Origin of the sequence: Chryseobacterium fluminis (assembly GCF_026314945.1) — a bacterium.
Classification (GTDB): domain Bacteria; phylum Bacteroidota; class Bacteroidia; order Flavobacteriales; family Weeksellaceae; genus Chryseobacterium; species Chryseobacterium fluminis.
The window spans coordinates 1,480,588-1,500,344 of record NZ_CP111121.1; the positions used below are offsets into that span (position 1 = coordinate 1,480,588).

The 19,757-nt window shown below is 43.0% G+C and carries 20 protein-coding genes; 14 read left to right on the forward strand and 6 right to left on the reverse strand.

Features of this window, described 5'->3' with window-relative positions; translation table 11 throughout:
* Window positions 1-14 precede the first annotated feature (14 nt).
* From ODZ84_RS06550 to ODZ84_RS06565, 4 genes are read left to right on the forward strand one after another with little or no spacing between them, the layout of a single operon-like run.
* Window positions 15-1,181, forward strand: coding sequence for a zinc-dependent alcohol dehydrogenase (locus tag ODZ84_RS06550; protein ID WP_266176188.1), 1,167 nt, complete (start codon window positions 15-17; stop codon window positions 1,179-1,181).
* Between the two features lie 29 nt (window positions 1,182-1,210).
* Window positions 1,211-2,008 carry an SDR family NAD(P)-dependent oxidoreductase gene (locus ODZ84_RS06555; protein ID WP_266176189.1) on the forward strand — a complete coding sequence of 266 codons (798 nt, stop codon included), beginning with the start codon at window positions 1,211-1,213 and terminating at the stop codon, window positions 2,006-2,008.
* A gap of 31 nt (window positions 2,009-2,039) precedes the next feature.
* Window positions 2,040-2,210, forward strand: a complete 171-nt coding sequence (locus ODZ84_RS06560; RefSeq protein ID WP_266176190.1) for a hypothetical protein — start codon at window positions 2,040-2,042, stop codon at window positions 2,208-2,210.
* 56 nt (window positions 2,211-2,266) lie between these two features.
* Window positions 2,267-3,793: an FAD-dependent oxidoreductase gene (locus ODZ84_RS06565; protein ID WP_266176191.1), complete on the forward strand. Its 1,527-nt coding sequence runs from the start codon at window positions 2,267-2,269 to the stop codon at window positions 3,791-3,793.
* A 129-nt stretch (window positions 3,794-3,922) separates the two neighbouring features.
* On the opposite strand, the gene ODZ84_RS06570 is transcribed toward ODZ84_RS06565, so the two are convergent.
* From ODZ84_RS06570 to ODZ84_RS06595, 6 genes are all read right to left on the reverse strand, one after another.
* Complete coding sequence (locus ODZ84_RS06570; RefSeq protein ID WP_266176192.1) at window positions 3,923-6,160, reverse strand: xanthine dehydrogenase family protein molybdopterin-binding subunit; 2,238 nt, start codon at window positions 6,158-6,160, stop codon at window positions 3,923-3,925.
* Window positions 6,161-6,183: 23 nt separating this feature from the next.
* Window positions 6,184-7,203, reverse strand: a complete 1,020-nt coding sequence (locus ODZ84_RS06575; RefSeq protein ID WP_266176193.1) for an FAD binding domain-containing protein — start codon at window positions 7,201-7,203, stop codon at window positions 6,184-6,186.
* The gene (locus ODZ84_RS06580; protein ID WP_266176194.1) at window positions 7,196-7,678 is read right to left on the reverse strand and encodes a (2Fe-2S)-binding protein; all 483 of its coding nucleotides are present in this window, start codon (window positions 7,676-7,678) and stop codon (window positions 7,196-7,198) included. The genes ODZ84_RS06575 and ODZ84_RS06580 overlap by 8 nt, the downstream gene beginning before the upstream one ends.
* Before the next feature lie 211 nt (window positions 7,679-7,889).
* Entirely contained in the window at window positions 7,890-10,115 is a 2,226-nt protein-coding gene (locus tag ODZ84_RS06585) for a xanthine dehydrogenase family protein molybdopterin-binding subunit (RefSeq protein WP_266176195.1), read from the reverse strand.
* Window positions 10,116-10,141: 26 nt separating this feature from the next.
* Complete coding sequence (locus ODZ84_RS06590; RefSeq protein ID WP_266176196.1) at window positions 10,142-11,119, reverse strand: FAD binding domain-containing protein; 978 nt, start codon at window positions 11,117-11,119, stop codon at window positions 10,142-10,144.
* The gene (locus ODZ84_RS06595) at window positions 11,116-11,709 is read right to left on the reverse strand and encodes a (2Fe-2S)-binding protein (protein WP_266176197.1); all 594 of its coding nucleotides are present in this window, start codon (window positions 11,707-11,709) and stop codon (window positions 11,116-11,118) included. Before ODZ84_RS06595 ends, ODZ84_RS06590 begins: the two co-directional genes overlap by 4 nt.
* 244 nt (window positions 11,710-11,953) lie before the next feature.
* Here ODZ84_RS06595 and ODZ84_RS06600 point away from each other — a divergent pair, with 244 nt between their 5' ends.
* From ODZ84_RS06600 to moaCB, 10 genes are read left to right on the forward strand one after another with little or no spacing between them, the layout of a single operon-like run.
* Window positions 11,954-13,072, forward strand: a complete 1,119-nt coding sequence (locus ODZ84_RS06600) for an XdhC family protein (RefSeq protein ID WP_266176198.1) — start codon at window positions 11,954-11,956, stop codon at window positions 13,070-13,072.
* Window positions 13,073-13,079: 7 nt separating this feature from the next.
* Complete coding sequence (moaA, locus tag ODZ84_RS06605) at window positions 13,080-14,060, forward strand: GTP 3',8-cyclase MoaA (RefSeq protein ID WP_266176199.1); 981 nt, start codon at window positions 13,080-13,082, stop codon at window positions 14,058-14,060.
* Window positions 14,060-14,656, forward strand: coding sequence for a nucleotidyltransferase family protein (locus ODZ84_RS06610; protein WP_266176200.1), 597 nt, complete (start codon window positions 14,060-14,062; stop codon window positions 14,654-14,656). Before moaA ends, ODZ84_RS06610 begins: the two co-directional genes overlap by 1 nt.
* Window positions 14,653-15,831, forward strand: a complete 1,179-nt coding sequence (locus tag ODZ84_RS06615; RefSeq protein ID WP_266176201.1) for a molybdopterin molybdotransferase MoeA — start codon at window positions 14,653-14,655, stop codon at window positions 15,829-15,831. The genes ODZ84_RS06610 and ODZ84_RS06615 overlap by 4 nt, the downstream gene beginning before the upstream one ends.
* Window positions 15,832-15,841: 10 nt before the next feature.
* Complete coding sequence (locus tag ODZ84_RS06620; protein ID WP_266176202.1) at window positions 15,842-16,576, forward strand: sulfite exporter TauE/SafE family protein; 735 nt, start codon at window positions 15,842-15,844, stop codon at window positions 16,574-16,576.
* Window positions 16,577-16,585: 9 nt separating this feature from the next.
* Entirely contained in the window at window positions 16,586-17,074 is a 489-nt protein-coding gene (locus ODZ84_RS06625) for a molybdopterin-binding protein (protein ID WP_266176203.1), read from the forward strand.
* Window positions 17,074-17,304: a MoaD/ThiS family protein gene (locus ODZ84_RS06630; protein ID WP_266176204.1), complete on the forward strand. Its 231-nt coding sequence runs from the start codon at window positions 17,074-17,076 to the stop codon at window positions 17,302-17,304. Before ODZ84_RS06625 ends, ODZ84_RS06630 begins: the two co-directional genes overlap by 1 nt.
* 1 nt (window position 17,305) lies before the next feature.
* A complete protein-coding gene (locus ODZ84_RS06635; RefSeq protein WP_266176205.1) occupies window positions 17,306-18,415 on the forward strand; it encodes a HesA/MoeB/ThiF family protein in 1,110 nt (369 codons plus the stop codon).
* Window positions 18,408-18,845: a molybdenum cofactor biosynthesis protein MoaE gene (locus tag ODZ84_RS06640; protein WP_266176206.1), complete on the forward strand. Its 438-nt coding sequence runs from the start codon at window positions 18,408-18,410 to the stop codon at window positions 18,843-18,845. Before ODZ84_RS06635 ends, ODZ84_RS06640 begins: the two co-directional genes overlap by 8 nt.
* A gap of 3 nt (window positions 18,846-18,848) precedes the next feature.
* The gene (gene moaCB / locus ODZ84_RS06645; RefSeq protein WP_266176207.1) at window positions 18,849-19,757 is read left to right on the forward strand and encodes a bifunctional molybdenum cofactor biosynthesis protein MoaC/MoaB; all 909 of its coding nucleotides are present in this window, start codon (window positions 18,849-18,851) and stop codon (window positions 19,755-19,757) included.

Consider the following 19,757-nt stretch of genomic DNA (forward strand, 5'->3'; position numbering starts at 1 on the left):
TAAATATTACTATTATGAAAGCTGCAGTTTTTCACGCACCGGGCAAAATCACCTGTGATACGGTAGAGGACCCGATCATAAAAGATGAAAATGATATTATTCTAAGAGTCACTTCCACCGCAATATGTGGGAGTGACTTACATATGTACTCCGGAGGAATTCCCCAGGCCAGACCTATGGTCATGGGGCATGAATTTATGGGTATTGTAGAGGAAAAAGGGAAAAATATTTCCAATCTGCATATTGGTGACCGGGTCGTTATCCCCTTCCCTGTTGCCTGCGGAAGCTGCCACTTCTGTCAGAATGATCTTCCGACAGCCTGCGAACACAGTAATCCGGAAAATTACGGTCCGGAAGGCGGACTGGTTACTGAAAAAGGAGGAGCACTGTTCGGATATACGGATCTCTACGGAGGCTATGACGGAGGTCAGGCCCAATATGTAAGAGTTCCGTATGCTCATTTCGGGCCAAGGAAAGTTCCTGAAAATCTCACCGATGAGCAGGTTTTATTCTTAACAGATATTTTTCCTACAGGCTATACAGGAGTGATGTGGGGAGATCTGAAGGGTGGAGAAACGGTTGCTGTTTTCGGAGCCGGACCCGTAGGTTCTATGTCCGCAAAAAGTGCAGCGCTGTATAATGCCAAAAAGATCATTGTTATAGATACGCTTCAGTACAGGCTGGATCAGATTAAAAAGCTGACCGGCTGTGAAACCATTCTATGGGAAGATGCCGAAAGTACAGTTCAGCAGATCAGGGATATGACGGACGGACGTGGTGCCGATCTTTGCATTGATGCCGTAGGTTTTGAACCGGACAGAAATTTATTAGACCGGGCAAAAGCAGTTCTGAATTTTGAAAAGGGATCTGTGAAGGTTATGGAAGCCTGTATGAGCGCGGTAAAACGTGGCGGGATCGTTTCCGTATTGGGCGTATACCCGATGAACTATGATAATTTTAAGCTGGGACAGATCTTCGATAAAGGAATTACCATAAAAGCCGGACAATGTAACGTACACCCGATCATCGATAAGCTGATGGACCATGTACAGTCAGGCCGTGTTATCCTGGATGATATCATTACCCACCGACTTTCTTTAACGGATGTTGCTAAAGGATATGACATCTTCAATAAAAAAGAAGACGGATGTGTAAAGGTCGTTCTTGATCCCTGGAAATAATTTAGTAAAATCACCAATATTTAAATCATATGGAACGCAAAAATCAATATGCCCTGATCACCGGAGCAACAAGCGGAATAGGCTACGAACTGGCCAAATTGTTTGCTCAAGAAGGCTATGATCTTGTCATTGTCTCCAGAAATCATGATGAACTGAAGGCAAAAGCTGAGGAATTTAAAAGTTTCGGAATCAATGTAATTACCATGGCCAAAAACCTTTTTCTGCAGGAAGATGCCTACTCGTTATATTCGGAACTGCAACTGCACGGAATAAGTCCGGAAATTCTTGTTAATGATGCAGGACAAGGCGTTTACGGAAAATTTCAGGATACGGATATTCACCGGGAAGTAGATATTGTTAATTTAAATATCGTTTCCGTTATTATCTTAACCAAATTATTCCTGAAAGACCGCCTGACGAAAGGATCCGGAAAGATCCTGAACCTGGCCTCTGTGGCCAGTAAGGCACCAGGGCCCTGGCATTCGGTTTATCACGGGACAAAAGCATTTGTTTTATCCTGGTCTGAAGCGATCCGTGAGGAGCTTAAGGATTCCGGAATCACAGTAACAGCCCTTTTACCGGGACCTACGGACACCGATTTCTTTAATAAGGCAGAAATGAACGAAAGTAAAATTCTGGAAGATAAAGATAACCTGATGTCTCCGGAAGAGGTAGCGAAAGACGGATTTGATGCGCTTATGAACGGTAACGATAAGGTAATTTCTGGACTAAAGAATAAATTATCCGTAGCCATGACCAATATCTCACCAGACAGTATGGCAGCACACAGAATGGGTGAAATGCAGAAACCGGTGGATGAAAAGTAATCCCCCTCCTGCTCATAAAAACAAGATAGCTATGAAAACAGCAATAACATTAGTTTTAGGATTCTTCTGTTTTCTTTCTATTGAATCCTGCAGATGTGATCCTGATGACGATAATGCAAAGAAAGAGAACACCTCTTCAGAAAGCAAAAATGCTGAAAACGGAAATCATCCGGAGAATGATTCCATATCCTTATACCATTAGAGCTTGATCATCAAGCTCTATTGTTTTCTTATGTACTCAATTAAAAAAATTAAATTATGAATAGAGACGGAGCCAGAAAAAGCATATGGCAGGAAGAGAATAAAAAATTCTCATCCGGAGCTGACTTTAACGAGATATATGATGTTGCCATTATTGGCGGAGGAATTACCGGCGTATCAACGGCAATAAAACTGCAGCAAGCCGGCAAAAAATGTATTATTCTTGAAGCTTCCAACATAGGCTTTGGAACAACGGGCGGTACCACTGCTCACCTCAATGATTTTTTCGATACGACCTTCCCTGAAGCTATCAGTGATTTCGGGCTTGACAATGCCCAATTGTTTGCGGAGGTGGGACAGGAAGCTATTACCATCATTGAAGATCATATCAGGCAGTTCGGAATAGACTGCGATTTTGAGAAAAAATCTGCCTGTCTTTTTGCATTGGATGAGAAACAGGACAAACAGCTGAAAGACATCGTTGACGGAGCATCCAAGGTGGGACACCCCATGACCTTTACCAGCGAAATTCCTTTCCCTATTCCTTTCGTGAGTGCCGTAACCATTCCTGACCAGGCACAGTTTCACCCGATAAAATACATCAGGGCCCTGAGCGAAGCATTCATTAATCTTGGAGGAGTTATCCAGGAAACCTGTGTTTGTGAAAGCCATGAAGAACAGGATGATATGATTGTTTTAAAAACATCAAACGGGGAAGTAAAAGCTCGGAATGCGGTATATGCTACTCATATTACGCCGGGTCTTAATGTTCTCAGTTTTACCAACGCCCCTTACAGAAGTTACGCCATTGCATTGAGTCTGAAAGATAAAAATTATCCTGAGCAACTGGGCTATGACCTCTTGGATCCGTATCATTATTACCGGACCCAGGAAATTGACGGACAGACTCTGTTAATTGCCGGAGGAGAAGACCACAAGACCGGTCACGAACAGGATACTGGTGAATGTTTTTCAAGACTGGAAAACTACATCCGCGAGCACTTTGATGTTGAAACCGTACACTACAGCTGGTCCAGCCAGTATTACGAGCCTGTAGACGGGTTTCCGTACATCGGAAAGCTTCCAGGAAGTAAGGGGAAAATATATACTGCGACAGGTTTCCGCGGCAACGGGATGATTTTCGGAACGATCTCCTCACAGATTATAACAGATCTAATCATTAAAGGAGAGAATAAATACGAAAAACTTTTTAATCCGTCAAGGGTAAAACCTATTGCAGGACTTACCGACTTTGTGAAGGAAACCGCTACGGTAGCCTTTGATTTTATCAAAGATAAGCTTTTCAAAGAAAAGATAGAATCGCTGGCTGAAGTTACCGATGGTGAGGCAAAAGTTGTGAAGTATGAAGGCGAATCGTATGCATTATTTAAGGAAACGGGCGGCAAAACCCATCTTATTAAAAGCTCGTGCCCGCATACGAAGTGCGAAGTCCGCTGGAACAGTGCGGAGCTGAGCTGGGATTGTCCGTGCCACGGCTCCAGATTTAATGTTAACGGTAAAATGCTTACCGGACCTACGGTATTGGATCTGGAGAGAATTGATCCTGAAGAAGCTGCATCTTAAAGCAATCCGGAACAAAGGCAGCAAGATTCCGGTCTGTATAAAATATTAATCCCCGACGATGATCGGGGATTTTTTATGCATTGATATTCAAATATATAATATAATAATTATCATCAATGAAACCTGACGTTAAAGTAGCCTGTCAAAATGAATCGGAAGATCATAAATTCTTTTTCCTGTCGCATGAAAAATGGCATTGGTAATCGCAGGAGGCATGCCTACTCCTCCGATCTCACCGACTCCCTTCACGCCCAGATCGTTCACAAAGTTATCATCTTCTTCGACGAAAATTACCTGTAGATCATGGATATCTGCATGAACCGGAATGTGATATTCTGCCAGATTAGCATTCATATATCTTCCAAACTGATGGTCCAGTATTGTTTCTTCGTGTAAGGCTTTACTGATGCCCCAGATCATTCCTCCCAGGACCTGGCTTTCGGCCGTTTTCGGATTGATAATTTTTCCGGCGGCAACCGCTGTAATGGCTCTGGTAACTTCTATGACCCCCAGCTCTTCATCCACCTCTACTTCCACAAAGACGGCACTGTGAACCGCTCTGGCTTTTTTTCCATACGTTAACGGATTAGGCATCGCAGAGTTCTTTGTGCGGATCGCTTTTCCTTCGTTGGTCTTAAAAATTTCTTTTATATCCAATTTCATTTCGGGTTTATCCCGCATTACAATGTATCCTTCTTTGAAGATAACGTCTTTGAAAGCCGTGTCTTTTAAAAATGAACCTTCAAGATCTTTTGCTTTCTTAAAAAGTTTTTTATTCAAAGCCTGGCATGCATTCTGCACGGCAGGTCCTACCGTTGCCGTTGTAAATGATCCGCCCTGAATGGGAGCAAACGGCAAAGCACTGTCTGCATAGGTAAAAGTAATATGTTCGATGGGAAGTCCCAGCTCATCCGCTGCAATCTGAGTCATGATCGTCAGTGTTCCGGTTCCGATATCGGTTACCGCACTTTTTATTTCTACTTTCCCGTCAGCAGTCATAATCGCTTCGGCACGACCGAAAATCCGGTTGGCATCCCAAATACCGGTTGCCATTCCGTATCCTACCAATTTATTGCCACGCTTCATACTCCGGGGTTCAGGATTTCTCTGGTTCCAGCCAAATTTTTCAGCCCCTTCCAGATAGCATTTTCTGAGTTCTTTGCTGGAATATTCCTTATCGCTGCTCTTGTCGACTTCGGAATAATTGATAAGTCTTAATTCCAGCGGGTCAATGTTCAGCTGGTAAGCGATTTCATCCATTGTAACCTCAATAGCGTGCATTCCTGTACTTCCACCGGGGGCTCTCATGTCCAGCGGACTGTACACATCCAACGGAACAATCTCGTGTTCAAGTAAAGTATTTTCGGCCGGATAAAGCATACTGGCCCAATTAACCACCATCTCCACATAATCTTCAAACCGTGAAGTTTCGCCGATTCCTTTATGATAAATAGCATTTACTTTTCCGTCTTTGTCTGCCCCGAATCTGGTATGCTGTAAAGTAGGCGGTCTGTGTCCGATCATGTACATCTGAGCGCGGTCCAGCGTCACACGTACGTTCCGCTTTAATGCCAGAGAAGCCATAACGGCCATAAAGAGCTGATGCTGGGGACGAAGCCCGGAGCCGAATCCGCCTCCTACAAATGGTGAAATCACCTGAACATTTTTCATCTTCAGCCCGAAAACATTGGCAACATACATCTGAGAATTGATGGTTCCCTGTGTTTTATCGTATATTTTTAATTTGTCCTTTCCTTCATAAATCACTGTAGAAGCGTACATCTCCATCGGATTGTGATGTTCGGTCCCATGACTGAAATGGCTGTCTGTCTGTACAGCTGATTTTTCATATTCTTTCTGAAAATCACCTGTAGGTTTCGGTGGCGGGGGTTTCAGCAGAGAGGCCAGTCCTTTTTTAGGATCCCTGGCTTTATCACGATTCGTTTTCAGATCTGTTTCAAAATCTTCAGTTTCATAGACCACTTTGATTTTTGCGGCGGCCCAACGGGCTGTTTCAAAACTTTCTGCCACAACAAGGGCAATGGGCTGACCATTGTATTTGATCTCAGCATCTTTAAGCGGCTTAAAAACTATTCCCGGTGGTGCATCCATATCTGCATACTGAAAATCAAACCAGGCAGTAGAAGGTCTGTTGTCATGAGTGAAAACTTCAACCACACCTTCCATTTTTTTAATTTCCGAGGTATCGATAGATTTAATTTTACCTTTGGTAACGGTACTATTGACTACATATCCGTATAATAAATCCGTAGCGTCATATTCTCCAGCATATTTTGCATTTCCCGTCACCTTCAGATGACCTTCAAGACGACTTACTGGTTTTCCGACAGAGGGTATATTTTTCATAAAATTCGATTAAAATGAATACATTATAATGAAGGCTTTGCTCCCGGTCTCTGAGACTCCGGATTAAGGGCCATCAACCCATTTCTCACAATGGCTTTTTTAGCTAATTTAATTTTGAAGTTGTTGTGTTCAAATCCGGTGGCTCCATTTAAGATCATATCTGCGGCAGCCGCAAAATTTTCAGCATTCGCTTCTTTTCCTTTTAAAAAATCCTCAGCTTCTCTGACACGCCACGGCTTATGAGAAACGCCGCCCAACGCAATCCGGGATTCTCTGATCACTCCATTTTCAAGTTCAAGACCTGTCGCTACTGACACGAGGGCAAAAGAGTACGAACTTCGGTCTCTGAGTTTCAGATAAGAATAATTTTTTGAAAATCCTTTTTCAGGCAGTTGAATTCCTGTGATTATCTCTCCCCTTTTAAGAGTATTGTCGATATCCGGAGTATTTTCCGGAAGTTTATGAAAGTCAGCGAATTCAATGGTCCGGTCTCCCTCCGGTCCGGATACATTCACTCTCGCCTCCAGCGCAGCGAGTGCCACGCACATATCCGAAGGGAAAACAGCGATACAGTTTTCATTGTGACCTAAAATAGCATGGATACGGTTATAACCTTTGATGGCAGAACATCCGGATCCCGGCTGTCTTTTGTTACACGGAGTATGAATATCATAGAAATAATAACATCTTGTACGCTGTAATAAATTTCCGCCATTGGTGGCCATATTTCTGATCTGCGCAGAAGCTCCTGCCAAAATCGCCTTCGACAGTAAAGGATATTTTTCCTCAATCACCGGATGATATGCAGTACCAGCATTGGTCATTAAAGCACCGAGCTGAATACCGCCGTCACCGAGCCGGACAATGTCATGGATTCCCTGAATTTTATTAATGTCAACCAGGGTATCCGGTTCGGTAATGAAATATTTCATCAGATCGATGATATTGGTGCCTCCTGCAATGATCGTGTGATCCTCGTTTCCTTCTGTCAGTGAAACAGCCTCATCAATACTGGATGCTTTGATGTAAGAAAAATTATTCATATGTATTTTGTTTAACTGACATGACAGCATTAATAATTCCCCTGTTGGCGCCACATCTGCATAAGTTTCCGCTCATCAGGTCCTGAACCTCTTCCCGGGTTTTGGCTTTACCTTCAGACAGCAGCCCGACCGCACTGCAAATCTGTCCCGGAGTACAGTATCCGCACTGAAAGGCATCATGATCGATAAAAGCCTGCTGAACAGGATGGAGGTTTTCGCCATCTGAAATTCCTTCAATGGTAGTAATCTCAGCATCGGTTTTCATCACGCACAGACTAAGACAGCTGAGCACCCTCTTACCGTCGATAAGAACCGTGCAGGCCCCGCACTGGCCGTGGTCACAGCCCTTTTTGGTTCCGGTAAAATGCAGATTTTCCCGTAAAGCATCAAGAAGCGATACCCAGGGAAGCACCTCCAGATGGTGCTCCTTTCCATTTACTTTCAGGGTAATAGATTGTTTTCCTGTATTTCTCATACATCTGTAAATTTGGTATAACGATGATGATACAAAAAGGGAACCGTAAACCTTCAAACCGATGAGTGTTGGTGTATTAAATCATAAAAAATGCGTTAAATATATTGAATCTAAATAAGGGATTACCGATTATTAATTAAAAAAATATTCTGTACCGGCCCGATACAGAATATTGATATAGTTCTACAATTGTTGCGTTTATGTTAAAAAGTCAACGGGATAATGCCATGAGGATCTTATCCGGCGTGATCGGTAAATCTCTCATCCGGACACCAATCGCATTATAGATGGCATTAGCTATTGCCGGTGCCGTCCCGATGATTCCTACCTCTCCCAGACCTTTTGCCCCGGAAGGATTGATATGAGGATCAGGTTTGTTAATAAAATCTACTTCTATAATAGGTGCATCAGCATTGACTGCAAAGTGGTATCCTGCCAGATCATTACCGATTAATGTCCCTAATCTGGAATCAATCTGGTTTTCCTCCATCAGTGCCATTCCGATACCTCCCACTGCTGCTCCGGACATCTGGTTCGCCGCTGCCTGACTGTTGATGATTTTCCCGCCGTCTGCCATGACAGCAAGCTTTTCCACTTTTACTTTTCCGGTACGCTTATTCACCCGCACCTTACAAAAATGTGCCGAGGATGAGCAGAAAGCAAATTTTTCCCGTTCGCTTCCAGGCTTTGAAGTAACTTCAAGACGTATTTCATCCAGATGATTCTTTTCAAACAGATCTGCAAAAGAGACGGTAGCATCAGAATTATTTTTTAAGCTGATGCCTGTATCGGTGAGAAGGATATTTTCGGAAACAGCACCTTTGAAACTTTCACTAAGTGATGCTGCATATTCTGCTACCTTTTGCTTAAGTTGAGTACTCGCCTCGTATACCGCCCCGCTCACAGATGATAAACCTGTACTCCCTCCCTGACTTGGTGCCGGAGGAAGGGTGGAATTTCCCAGTTCAATATGGATTTTATTTTTTGGTATTCCTGTAATTTCGTGGGCTATATTCTGCATTCCTGTTCCCGTACCGGTCCCGATATCCGTCATCGCAGTCTGTACCATCACACTGCCGTCTTTATGCAGTACAATGGCTGCCTGCGATTCCCTTCTCCCGGCATTCCACATGCCGACAGCCATTCCGTATCCGATATACCAGTCTCCATCGGTAACGCTTGCAGGAACTGCTTTTCTGGCGTTCCATCCTATCATTTCGGCCCCTCTTTTCAATCCTTCGTCGAGAAAGTGGGTAGACCATGGCAGGTTCGAGTCCGGGTGTTTTTCCAGGGAAATATTTTTCAGTCTCAGCTCTACAGGATCCATTTTCAGCCGATAAGACAATTCATCTATGGCAGATTCCAGAGCGAATACTCCGGTACAGTCCCCCGGACCGCGCATCCAGGTTGGGGTGCTTAAATTTAGGGGAACAGTGGCTGCTTCAGTTTTTAAGTTGGGAAATTTGTAAATCAGTCTGGTAACCCGGGTAATGCCGTCGTTAAAGTTTTCATAGACTGAAGTTTCATTCTTGGCCTGATGCAGAATTCCTAAAAGATTTCCTGACTGATCCGACCCCAATTTAATTCTCTGCCATGAAGCAGGCCTGTATCCGGTCGCAACGAACATCTGGGAACGGGTGAGCATTAATTTTACGGGACGGTTTACCTGTTTTGCAGCCATAACGGAAGCCAGGACGTGAGGCCAGACCCTAAGTCCGGAACCGAAGCCGCCGCCTACGAATTCACTGAATACCTCAACATTTTTTTCAGGAAGCCCGAATAATTTCGCAAATGTTTTCTGAACATTGTTTACTCCCTGGTTTTTATCATACAGCCGTAAAGTATCATGTCCTGTCCAATGGGCAATGGTAGCATGCATTTCCATAGGATTGTGCACATCTGCCCTGATGTTGTATTGCTGATCGATAATCAGTGGCAGGCTCTGCCAGGTATTAAAACCTCCCCTTTCCTTTCCTTCGGCTTTCAAAGGAACTGATTCTCTGGCAGCATTAAAATCAACAGCAAAATCATCTTTCTGATATTCTGCTTCTACCAACGAGGCTGCAAAAGTAGCATCCTCTAAGGTTTCGGCAATCACCATAGCAATAGGCTGGCCCTTAAAAAAGATTTTATCCGTATGAAAAACAGGCAGCCCGAACTTGGCTTCCTTAATTTTGTCTTCCGTCGCCATACCCGGCACTGCAGGTTTGTGAAGGTGGGTAATAATATCAAGAACGCCTTCGACCTGTTTGGCTTTATCTACTGTAATGGATTGTATTCTGCCGGAAGGAACTGTGCTGTTGACCAATACAGCATAACAGATATTTTTCACCTCATATTCAGCCGCATACTTCCCCTTTCCGGTCACTTTTTCTACTCCTTCAACACGACCTTCCGGTCTTTTGGATTTAATTTTCAGTAATTCCAGTAATCCCATAATTTTACTTTTTAATATATACCCAATTATTGATTCATACTATTTTTTAATGCTGTTATCATAGCTCCCTGAAGCATGGGTATTTTATATCCGTTTTCAGACAGTGGTTTGAGATCTTTGACCGCTAATCTTGCCGCCTCCTCAAAGGCCTCTTCTGTCGCCCGTTTTCCCTGCAGAAATTTTTCAGCCTCAAACCAGCGCCAAGGTTTATGGGCTACGCCTCCTGATGCCAAACGGGCATCTTTTATTCTTTTCCCGTCCAGATTTAATGCTGCTGCAACGGATACTAAAGCAAAGGCATAGGAGGTACGGTCTCTTAACTTAACATAAGCGGAATGTCTGCTGAATGCATTAGCCGGAATCTCAATATGTGTAATGATAGCGTCCTGCGGTAGATTATTATCAAGCCATGGGGTATTTTCAGGCAACTTATGAAAATCCGTAAACGGAATTTTAATTTCCTTATGATCTTTTGTCTGCGCAGTTACCGTTGCGTCCAGAGCAGCCAAAGCGATACAGAAATCTGAAGGGTGAACGGCAACACACTGCTCATTATACCCTGCCACGGCACTCATCCGGTTGGCTCCTCCGATGGCGCTGCATCCGCTGTTAGGCTTCCTCTTGTTACAGGGAGTGGTAATATCATAAAAATAAGGACATCTGGTCCGCTGCAGTAAATTTCCTGCTGTGCTTGCCATATTCCTGATCTGAGGGGAGGCTCCCGCAAGAATGGCTTTGGAAATAAGCGGAAATTTCTCAATCACCGCTTTGTCATCCGCCACCTTACGGTTGCTTGCCATTGCCCCGATCTTCAGACCGGTATTCTGATCTTCAATAGTGTCAGAAAGTGCCGTGGTTATATCAATCAGTTTCTCTGGCTGAGCAATATTTTTTTTCATCAGGTCCACCAGATTGGTTCCTCCTGCGATATACTGACTGACAGCTGATTTCATGGCAGAAGCTTCAGCAGCAGATTTTACTTTTTCAAAATTAAATGGTCTCATTGTGCTGCAACTTTTTGGATAGACTGAACAATACCGTTATACGCTCCGCAACGGCAGAGATTACCGCTCATAAATTCTTTAATTTCTTCCACAGAACCCGTATGACCTTCATTCACACAGGCAACGGCAGACATGATCTGGCCCGGCGTACAGTATCCGCACTGAAAGCCGTCGCATTCCACGAATGCTTTCTGCATCGGATGAAGGTCATCACCGTTAGCAAGTCCTTCAATGGTTGTAATTTCTTTTCCCTGCGCCATTGCTGCCAGGGTAAGACAACTCAATGCCCGCTCCCCGTTAATGTGTATTGTACAGGCTCCGCACTGTCCGTGGTCACAGCCTTTTTTTGAACCTGTGAGGTTCAGCTGTTCTCTGAAGAGGTCCAGTAAGGTAGTACGGGTATCTGCATACAGCGTGTGCGTCTTTTTATTGACAGAAAGCGTAAGCCTCGATACATTTTTCTTTGGAACGAGGTATTGCTTTACATCCTGATAGAATGCCTTTACTGAAGAGGGAACAGCCATAAAACCTGCCAGCAGTCCCGAAACTTTGAGGAAGTTTCTCCTACTGTATTGTCCTTTTAATTCCATATATTATTTTTATTAGTATAATGATATGCAAATATGATTTTTAACAAATATCACCAAATAAAATTAAAAAACTGCAATATATATTACCGTTTTACATACCAATATTACGGTTTTTAAATAAAGTAATATATAAACGTTATTATTTGTGTAAATTTGAATATAGAGAAACTTTTTTAATGGTTTTATTTCAAGAAAATCATACCTCCCGTTAAAAATAATTACCAATTCATAAAATTATCTGCTGATGAAAGAGATTAATGACATTGTAAAAGCTTATAAAAAAGCACAGATTGATGGATTAAAAACAGCGCTGGCTACTGTAGTAAAGGTAGAGGGATCCTCTTACAGGCAGGCCGGCGCAAGAATGCTGGTAACAGAAGACGGATATCTTACCGGTGCCATCAGTGGAGGCTGTCTGGAAGGAGATGCCTTAAGGAAAGCAGTCCTTGCTATTCATCAGAAAAATAACAAACTTGTCACGTATGACACCAGCAATCCGGATGATGTGGAATTTGGGGTACAGCTGGGCTGCAATGGGATTGTTCATATATTATTTGAATACATCAATGAAAATACTTCTCACAACCCTATTGGTCTTCTGGAAAAAACAACTGACGGAAGAGATGAATCGGTCATCGCCACCGTGTTTTCACTGGAAAACAGAAATAAGCAGACCGGAACTGTGGGACTGGTGAAAAATCAAAACATTACGATATCAGATTCAGGCCATCTTTCTGAAAGTGAACTGAAAAGTTTTTCATCACAGGTGCTGGAGAAAAAACAAAATATGCTGACCGGTTTTTCATCTAGTGAAATTTTGCTGCAGTATATTCCTCCGCAGACGACATTGGTGGTTGCCGGCGCGGGAAATGATGCGAAACCCTTGGTAGATACTGCCTCAATTTTAGGCTGGAAAACGGTGATCGCAGATGGCAGGGCCACCCATGCTCTGAAAAAAAGATTTCCTCTTGCCGATGAAGTTTTGCTTGGAAAGCCTGAAGAAATCATTAATATGACAGCCATGGATGAAAACACTGTTTTTGTCCTGATGACGCATAATTACAATTATGATCTTGCTCTTTTAAAGCTTATCATTCACCAGCCGGTACGCTATATAGGGCTGCTGGGACCGAAAAAAAGACTTAACAGAATGCTGGATGATCTTAAAAATTCGGGAATTCTTTTAGGGGAAAAAGAATTAAATAAACTTTTCGGTCCTGTTGGAATAGATATTGGTGCTGAGACTTCGGAAGAGATTGCCATCTCCATAGTTGCAGAGATCAAAGCGGTCTTAAGCGGAAAAAACGGTTTATCCTTACGGGATAAACAAGAAAAAATACATACTGATATTCTCAGTATATAAATAGATTATGCTAACAGACCAATTCGGAAGAACCCATACCTACCTTAGGATATCTTTAACGGATAACTGTAACCTGCGCTGTTTTTACTGTATGCCGGAAGAAAATTACGATTTTACTCCGCATTCAAAACTGATGCAGGCGGATGAAATTGATACTTTAGCCAGGCTTTTTGTTCATAAGGGGGTAGACAAAATCCGGCTGACCGGTGGCGAACCTTTTGTACGAAAAGATGCTTCCATGATCATCCGCAACTTAGGAAAACTGCCCGTACAGCTGACCTGCACTACGAATGGTATCCGTATTGACGATATGATTTCCGGAATTGTCGAGGCGAATTTCCACAGCATTAATATAAGCCTAGATACCTTGCAGAAAGAGAAATTTCTGAAGATTACCCGCCGTGACTATTTTGACCGGGTGGTCCGAAATATTGATCTTTTGCTGAAGCATGGTATAAAGACCAAAATTAATGTGGTGGCGATGAAAGGCGTTAATGATGATGAAATACCGGAATTCATAGCTTTTACAAAAAGCCATCCTGTCGAAGTAAGGTTTATAGAGTTTATGCCTTTCAGCGGGAATAAATGGAGCAGCAACCAGGTAATGACCCAAAAAGATATTCTGGATATTATCGGAGAAAAATACGATTTTTTTCCTCTGCCCGTCGGATTTCATGATACCGCGAAAGGCTATAAGATCAATGGTCACCAAGGAAGTTTTTCCATTATCAGTACCATGAGTGAACCTTTCTGCAGCGGGTGCAACAGGATCAGGCTTACGGCAGACGGAAAACTGAAAAACTGCCTTTTCTCGAAGTATGAAACCGATCTTTTAACACCGTTGCGCAAAGGTGAGGATATTGTACCGGTCATAGAGTCTGCGATCTTTTCGAAAGCAAAAATACAGGGTGGCCAGCTGGACCGGCAATTTGAAAAAATCAATGCGTCGATCATTGAGAACAGAAGTATGATTAATATTGGCGGATAATGAAAAATACTGGAATTATATTACTGGCAGCAGGAAATTCTACAAGAATGGGATCTGCAAAACAGCTTTTATTGTATCAGAATAAAACACTTCTCGAAAGAACCATAGATACCGCACTGGAAGTATTTGATACAAACCAGATCATTCTTGTGCTGGGTGCACATCATGATGACATCGCTTTTTCGATAAGAAATAAAGATATACCCACTATCGTAAATAAAGAATGGGATTCCGGAATGGCTTCATCCATTACATCGGGATTAATAACCTTATCTGCCCGTTATCCTGAAATGGAAAAGTGTTTTATTTCCGTTTGTGATCAGCCTTATCTTACCAGTCAGGTATTTTTGGAGATGTTTCAGCTATACAAAACTTCCGGCAGAGGGATCGTCACCGCTAAATATGCAGATACCCTGGGCGTTCCGGCTCTGTTTTCGAAAAACTATTTTGAAGAACTCATGACTATCACAGGTGAACAGGGGGCAAAAAAGATCATTCAACAGCATCGGGAAGACGCAGAAACTTTCGGGTTTGAGGACGGAGCGATTGATATCGACACGCCCTCAGATTATGATAATTTAAAAAATAAAAAATGATCAGTGTACAGGAAGCACAGGAAATAATCAATCAGAATATTCCGGAAAGAAAACAGCAGATTCTGCCGTTAAAAAAAGCATTTGGATATACAACTGCTGAGGATATCTATTCCAGATACGATATTCCGAATTTTTCGCAGTCTTCAATGGACGGTTATGCGATCCGTTTTGAAGATAAAAATTTAAAATTAAAAATCGCGGGCGAAATGCCGGCTGGCTCTACAGAATATTTCACACTTGAAAACGGCACCGCCTGCAGGATCTTTACGGGAGCACCGCTTCCTGATGGTGCAGATACGGTCGTTATGCAGGAAAAAGTGTCGGTTGAAGATCATGAATACCTGATCATCGAAGATCCCGATCTTGAAAAAGGCATGCATGTAAGAGATGCCGGAAGTGATGCCCAAGAAGGCAGCATTGCCATCAGTTCCGGAAATTATCTTTCTGCGGCGGCTATAGGATATCTGGCAGGAATAGGATGCACTGAAGTAAAGGTTTATGCCGCACCTTCCGTATCCTTGATTTTAACGGGTAACGAACTGGTAAAACCGGGAGAAAATCTGGATTTCGGGCAGGTCTTCGAATCCAATTCCTACCAGCTGGAAAGTGTTCTGAAACAATGCGGAATAGAGACGATTGAAAGTGTTTTGGTAAAAGATGACCTTTCAGAAGTATCAAAGGCCCTTCATTCGGCCATTTTAAAAACAGATATAGTGATCCTGGTCGGCGGCGTGAGTGTCGGTGATTATGATTACGTGATTGATGCCACCCGAAAATGTGGTGTTAAACAACGATTTCATAAAATCAGGCAAAAACCCGGAAAACCTTTCTTTTTCGGAACTAAAGAGGAGAAACTCGTTTTCGGACTGCCTGGAAATCCGTCTTCCGCACTTACCTGCTTTTATGTATACATTGCTCCTTTACTTTCAAAAATCATGATGCGTCCGGACATTACCGCAAAGACCAGCGCCCTAACAACATCTGCCTACCAGAAGAAAAGCGGCCTCATGCATTTCCTTAAAGCAACCCATCTCGACGGGCAGGTAACGCCACTTCATGCACAGGAATCTTACCGTCTGCAGTCTTTTGCGGAAGCCAACTGTCTTATGATTCTTAAAGAAAATTCAGAAGGATGCGGGAAAGATGAGGCCGTGGAAGTCATCATATTAAAATAGAAACTTAAAAATGAATGTAGAATTCTTTTACCTTATATTATTTGTAATTGCCGCTCTGTATGCAGCAGTAGGACACGGAGGCGCAAGCGGATATTTAGCGCTGATGGCTTTATATGGGGTGGCTCCGAAAGAAATGAAACCTACCGCACTTGTTCTTAATCTTTTTGTGTCCATGACGGCCTTTATACAGTATTACAGAGGTGGACATTTCAGGCTCCGGATTTTTATTCCTATAGCGCTGGCCTCTATTCCCCTGGCTTTCGTTGGCGGAATGATTCATATTGAAGATACCTTATATAAGCGTATTCTGGGCATCTTACTGCTCTTCCCGGTCATCCGTTTTTTCTTCTTCAAGAGTCCGGATGACAGCGAGCTGAAGGATCCTCAAATTTATCTATCCCTGATCTTCGGGGGCGTTATCGGCTTATTATCAGGAATGATCGGTATCGGCGGAGGGATCTTACTGTCGCCGGTTCTTATTCTGTTAAAATGGACCAATCAGAAACAGACCGCAGCCATCAGTGCAGCCTTTATTTTCGTTAATTCCGTGGCCGGTTTGGGTGGAATGTTTACCAAGGAGATCGCTTTTACCCAAGACATGTGGATGTATATCGTGTGTGCCTTTGCCGGTGGGTTGCTTGGCGCCTATTTAGCTTCAAAAAAGCTTAATCAGAACGGACTGAAATATGTACTGGCTGTCGTTCTCCTGATGGCTTGCTATAAATTAATCTCAAGCACTATTTAAAATCATACCATGAAAAATTTAACGTTATCAGCTGCTTTTCTGTTTACAACTTTTAGTTTTGCCCAATCGGCAAAAAGCATCGGGATTATTGCTCCTGATCATAGAGAAATAACAGTCACAGCAGCCGATCTGGCAAAATATACTAAACACAAGTTAGACAGTGTTCAGATTACCAATCATCTGAAAGAGTACAAATCTACCCTCAAAAACGTGAATGGTGTTTTGCTCAGAGATGTTCTTTCAAAAATATCTTTTAACGAGAAGTCACCAAAAGTGTTGAGTGAATATTATATCACCTGTATTGCAGAAGATGGGTATAGGGTTGTTTTCTCATGGAATGAAATTTTCAATACTTCTGTGGGGGACCATGTACTGATCATTCCGGAAGTTGAAGGCAGACCGAAAGACGGCATCTCCACCTTGTCTCCCACTGATTTTGCAACCGGAAGAAGATACGTAAAAATGTTGAAAACCATTGTCTTAAAAAAAGCAGACTAATGAGTAGGATAAAAATAATCAGTTTTGGCAGACTGAAAGAAATTTTAGGCTCGGATTTTGAAGCTGAAGCTGAAAATACCGATATATTAATGCATCAACTGAACGAAACATTTTCTCTTTTAAAAGATTTAAAACTGAGAATTGCAGTTAATCAGAAGATCATTTCAGAAAATACACCATTACATAACAACGACGTGGTAGCCCTGATGCCACCTTATTCAGGAGGATAATATGTGGAATCCGGAACGATACGACAGGCAGATAAAGCTGCAAAACTTTGGCATCCATGCTCAGGAAAAGCTGGCATCTGCCCGAATTCTTGTCATCGGAGCAGGAGGTCTGGGCTGCCCTGTCCTGCAATATCTCACCGCAGCTGGCGTTGGAAATATCGGCATTACCGATGACGATCTGGTCTCATTGAGTAACCTTCACAGACAGGTTCTTTACACATCGGATGACATTGGAACATTAAAAACCGAAGCGGCATTCAAAAGACTCGGTGCGATGAATCCGGAGGTTGCATTTGACATCATTTCTACCCGCATCACCACAAAAAATGCGATCCGGATGATTTCGGATTATGATTTGATACTGGATTGCTCGGACAACTTTCCGACACGGTACCTGTTGGATGATGCCTGCAGACTGATGAAGAAACCGCTGATTTTCGGTGCTGTTTATCAGTATGAAGGTCAGGTTGCTGTTTTCAATGTTCCCGATAAGCAAGGACGTACTACGAACTACAGACATCTTTTTCCGGAACCTCCGAAACCGGGAGAAGTGCCGGACTGTAACGATGCCGGTGTTTTGGGTGTTTTGCCAGGAATGATCGGGAGCATACAGGCCGCCGAAGCCATCAAGCTGATCACCGGGACTGGAGAACCATTAATCAATAAATTAATGACCATCAATATGTTAGATTACCAGACTGCTGTTTTTGGGATTCCTTATGAAGACCCTGTAAATGCGGACATTCCGTCTACCGTGGAAGAATTTGAAAAAATGAATTATGAACAACACTGCGGAATCTTACAGGATGGCATTAAAAACATTTCTCCTCCGGTATTTAAAGAAGCATCAAAACTTCCCGATACTCTTGTTATTGATGTCCGGGAGCCTGATGAGCATCCTAAACTTAAGATTCCTTATGTGTCGATCCCTTTATCTCAATTAAAGGAACGCTTTTGTCAAATTCACCATCGCAATATTATTTTGGTCTGTCAGTCCGGCAAAAGAAGCCTTGCAGGCGCCTTGATTCTGCAGGAATTAGCAGGCCCTGACATTACCATCAGCCATCTGGAAGGTGGTATCCAGAATTTAAACCAAGAAATAAATGAGTAACATAAAAAATATATTTCAGCAGAGTCCCATATCGCCTCTGTTCATTGCAGAAAGTATTTCCAAACATTCTTCAAAAACGGAAATCGGGGCGCATCAGATTTTCCTGGGCCAGGTTCGCGCGGATAAAATCGGGGATAAAACGGTAAAGGCTATCGAATATACCGCATACGAAGATCTGGCGTTGAATCAGATGTCAGCCATCCGAGAAGAGATTTTTGCCAAATATGACCTTACCTGTATGCATATTCATCACAGCCTGGGTGTCGTGAGTGCAGGAGAAATCTGCCTCTTTGTTTTTACCTCGTCAAAGCACAGACAAGCAGCAACGCTGGCTTGTAATGAAGTGGTAGAACGTATAAAAAACGAATTGCCGATCTGGGGAAAAGAGATTTTTGAGGACGAAACCCACCAATGGAAAACCAATCAATAAGCTATGGTAGATATTACTTTTAAAACGTTTACGCTTCGAAAAGCAATTGCGTCTGCAACGATCAAGGCTTCAGATGCCTTAACCATAGAAGCGGTGCGAGACGGAAAAGTGCCAAAAGGTAATGTCCTGGAATTTGCCAGGGCTTCTGCTTTGCTGGCCATTAAGAAAACCAGTGATGTTATTCCGGACTGTCATCCTCTGCCTGTGGAATATGCGGCTATTAACTATGAAATGGATGATCTGAACATCCATATCACGGTTGAAGTTCATACCATTTACAAGACCGGCGTTGAGGTAGAAGCCATGCACGGCGCTTCTGTAGCGGCACTGGTGATTTATGATATGCTGAAACCAATCGATAAAAATGTAGAAATCGCCAACATCAGACTGCTGGAAAAACACGGCGGAAAGAGCAGCCAGAATCTGCCTGAAAATCAAAACCTTACGGCTGCAGTGATTGTCTGCAGTGATTCTGTTTCTCAGGGCCTCAAAGAGGACCGCTCAGGAAAATTCTTAACTGAAGCACTGAAGAATCAGGGAATCGGTAAGATTGATTACAATGTCGTCCCGGATGATATTCCTGCCATTCAGGAACAGATTCATTTGTTTAAGAATAAGAAATATGATCTTCTTGTCTTTACGGGAGGGACAGGGCTGTCCGATCGCGATGTCACTCCTGAAGCGGTGAAGCCGTTTATTACCCGGGAGATTCCCGGTGTGATGGAAACGGCAAGAAATTACGGACAGGACCGGGTGAAAACGTCAATGCTTTCCCGCGGGATAGCGGGATTTTCTGATGATATGCTGATCCTTACACTTCCGGGATCGTCAGGTGCTGTAAGAGATTATATGAAGGCCCTGTTTCCACAGATTCTGCATGTATTTTCAGTTAAAAAAGGCGAGGATCATTAA

Coding starts and splice junctions, on each gene's coding strand:
- ODZ84_RS06550 (WP_266176188.1), top strand. CDS start 15: ATGAAAGCTGCAGTTTTTCACGCACCGGGCAAAATCACCTGTGATACG.
- ODZ84_RS06555 (WP_266176189.1), top strand. CDS start 1,211: ATGGAACGCAAAAATCAATATGCCCTGATCACCGGAGCAACAAGCGGA.
- ODZ84_RS06560 (WP_266176190.1), top strand. CDS start 2,040: ATGAAAACAGCAATAACATTAGTTTTAGGATTCTTCTGTTTTCTTTCT.
- ODZ84_RS06565 (WP_266176191.1), top strand. CDS start 2,267: ATGAATAGAGACGGAGCCAGAAAAAGCATATGGCAGGAAGAGAATAAA.
- ODZ84_RS06570 (WP_266176192.1), bottom strand. CDS start 6,160: ATGAAAAATATACCCTCTGTCGGAAAACCAGTAAGTCGTCTTGAAGGT.
- ODZ84_RS06575 (WP_266176193.1), bottom strand. CDS start 7,203: ATGAATAATTTTTCTTACATCAAAGCATCCAGTATTGATGAGGCTGTT.
- ODZ84_RS06580 (WP_266176194.1), bottom strand. CDS start 7,678: ATGAGAAATACAGGAAAACAATCTATTACCCTGAAAGTAAATGGAAAG.
- ODZ84_RS06585 (WP_266176195.1), bottom strand. CDS start 10,115: ATGGGATTACTGGAATTACTGAAAATTAAATCCAAAAGACCGGAAGGT.
- ODZ84_RS06590 (WP_266176196.1), bottom strand. CDS start 11,119: ATGAGACCATTTAATTTTGAAAAAGTAAAATCTGCTGCTGAAGCTTCT.
- ODZ84_RS06595 (WP_266176197.1), bottom strand. CDS start 11,709: ATGGAATTAAAAGGACAATACAGTAGGAGAAACTTCCTCAAAGTTTCG.
- ODZ84_RS06600 (WP_266176198.1), top strand. CDS start 11,954: ATGAAAGAGATTAATGACATTGTAAAAGCTTATAAAAAAGCACAGATT.
- moaA (WP_266176199.1), top strand. CDS start 13,080: ATGCTAACAGACCAATTCGGAAGAACCCATACCTACCTTAGGATATCT.
- ODZ84_RS06610 (WP_266176200.1), top strand. CDS start 14,060: ATGAAAAATACTGGAATTATATTACTGGCAGCAGGAAATTCTACAAGA.
- ODZ84_RS06615 (WP_266176201.1), top strand. CDS start 14,653: ATGATCAGTGTACAGGAAGCACAGGAAATAATCAATCAGAATATTCCG.
- ODZ84_RS06620 (WP_266176202.1), top strand. CDS start 15,842: ATGAATGTAGAATTCTTTTACCTTATATTATTTGTAATTGCCGCTCTG.
- ODZ84_RS06625 (WP_266176203.1), top strand. CDS start 16,586: ATGAAAAATTTAACGTTATCAGCTGCTTTTCTGTTTACAACTTTTAGT.
- ODZ84_RS06630 (WP_266176204.1), top strand. CDS start 17,074: ATGAGTAGGATAAAAATAATCAGTTTTGGCAGACTGAAAGAAATTTTA.
- ODZ84_RS06635 (WP_266176205.1), top strand. CDS start 17,306: ATGTGGAATCCGGAACGATACGACAGGCAGATAAAGCTGCAAAACTTT.
- ODZ84_RS06640 (WP_266176206.1), top strand. CDS start 18,408: ATGAGTAACATAAAAAATATATTTCAGCAGAGTCCCATATCGCCTCTG.
- moaCB (WP_266176207.1), top strand. CDS start 18,849: ATGGTAGATATTACTTTTAAAACGTTTACGCTTCGAAAAGCAATTGCG.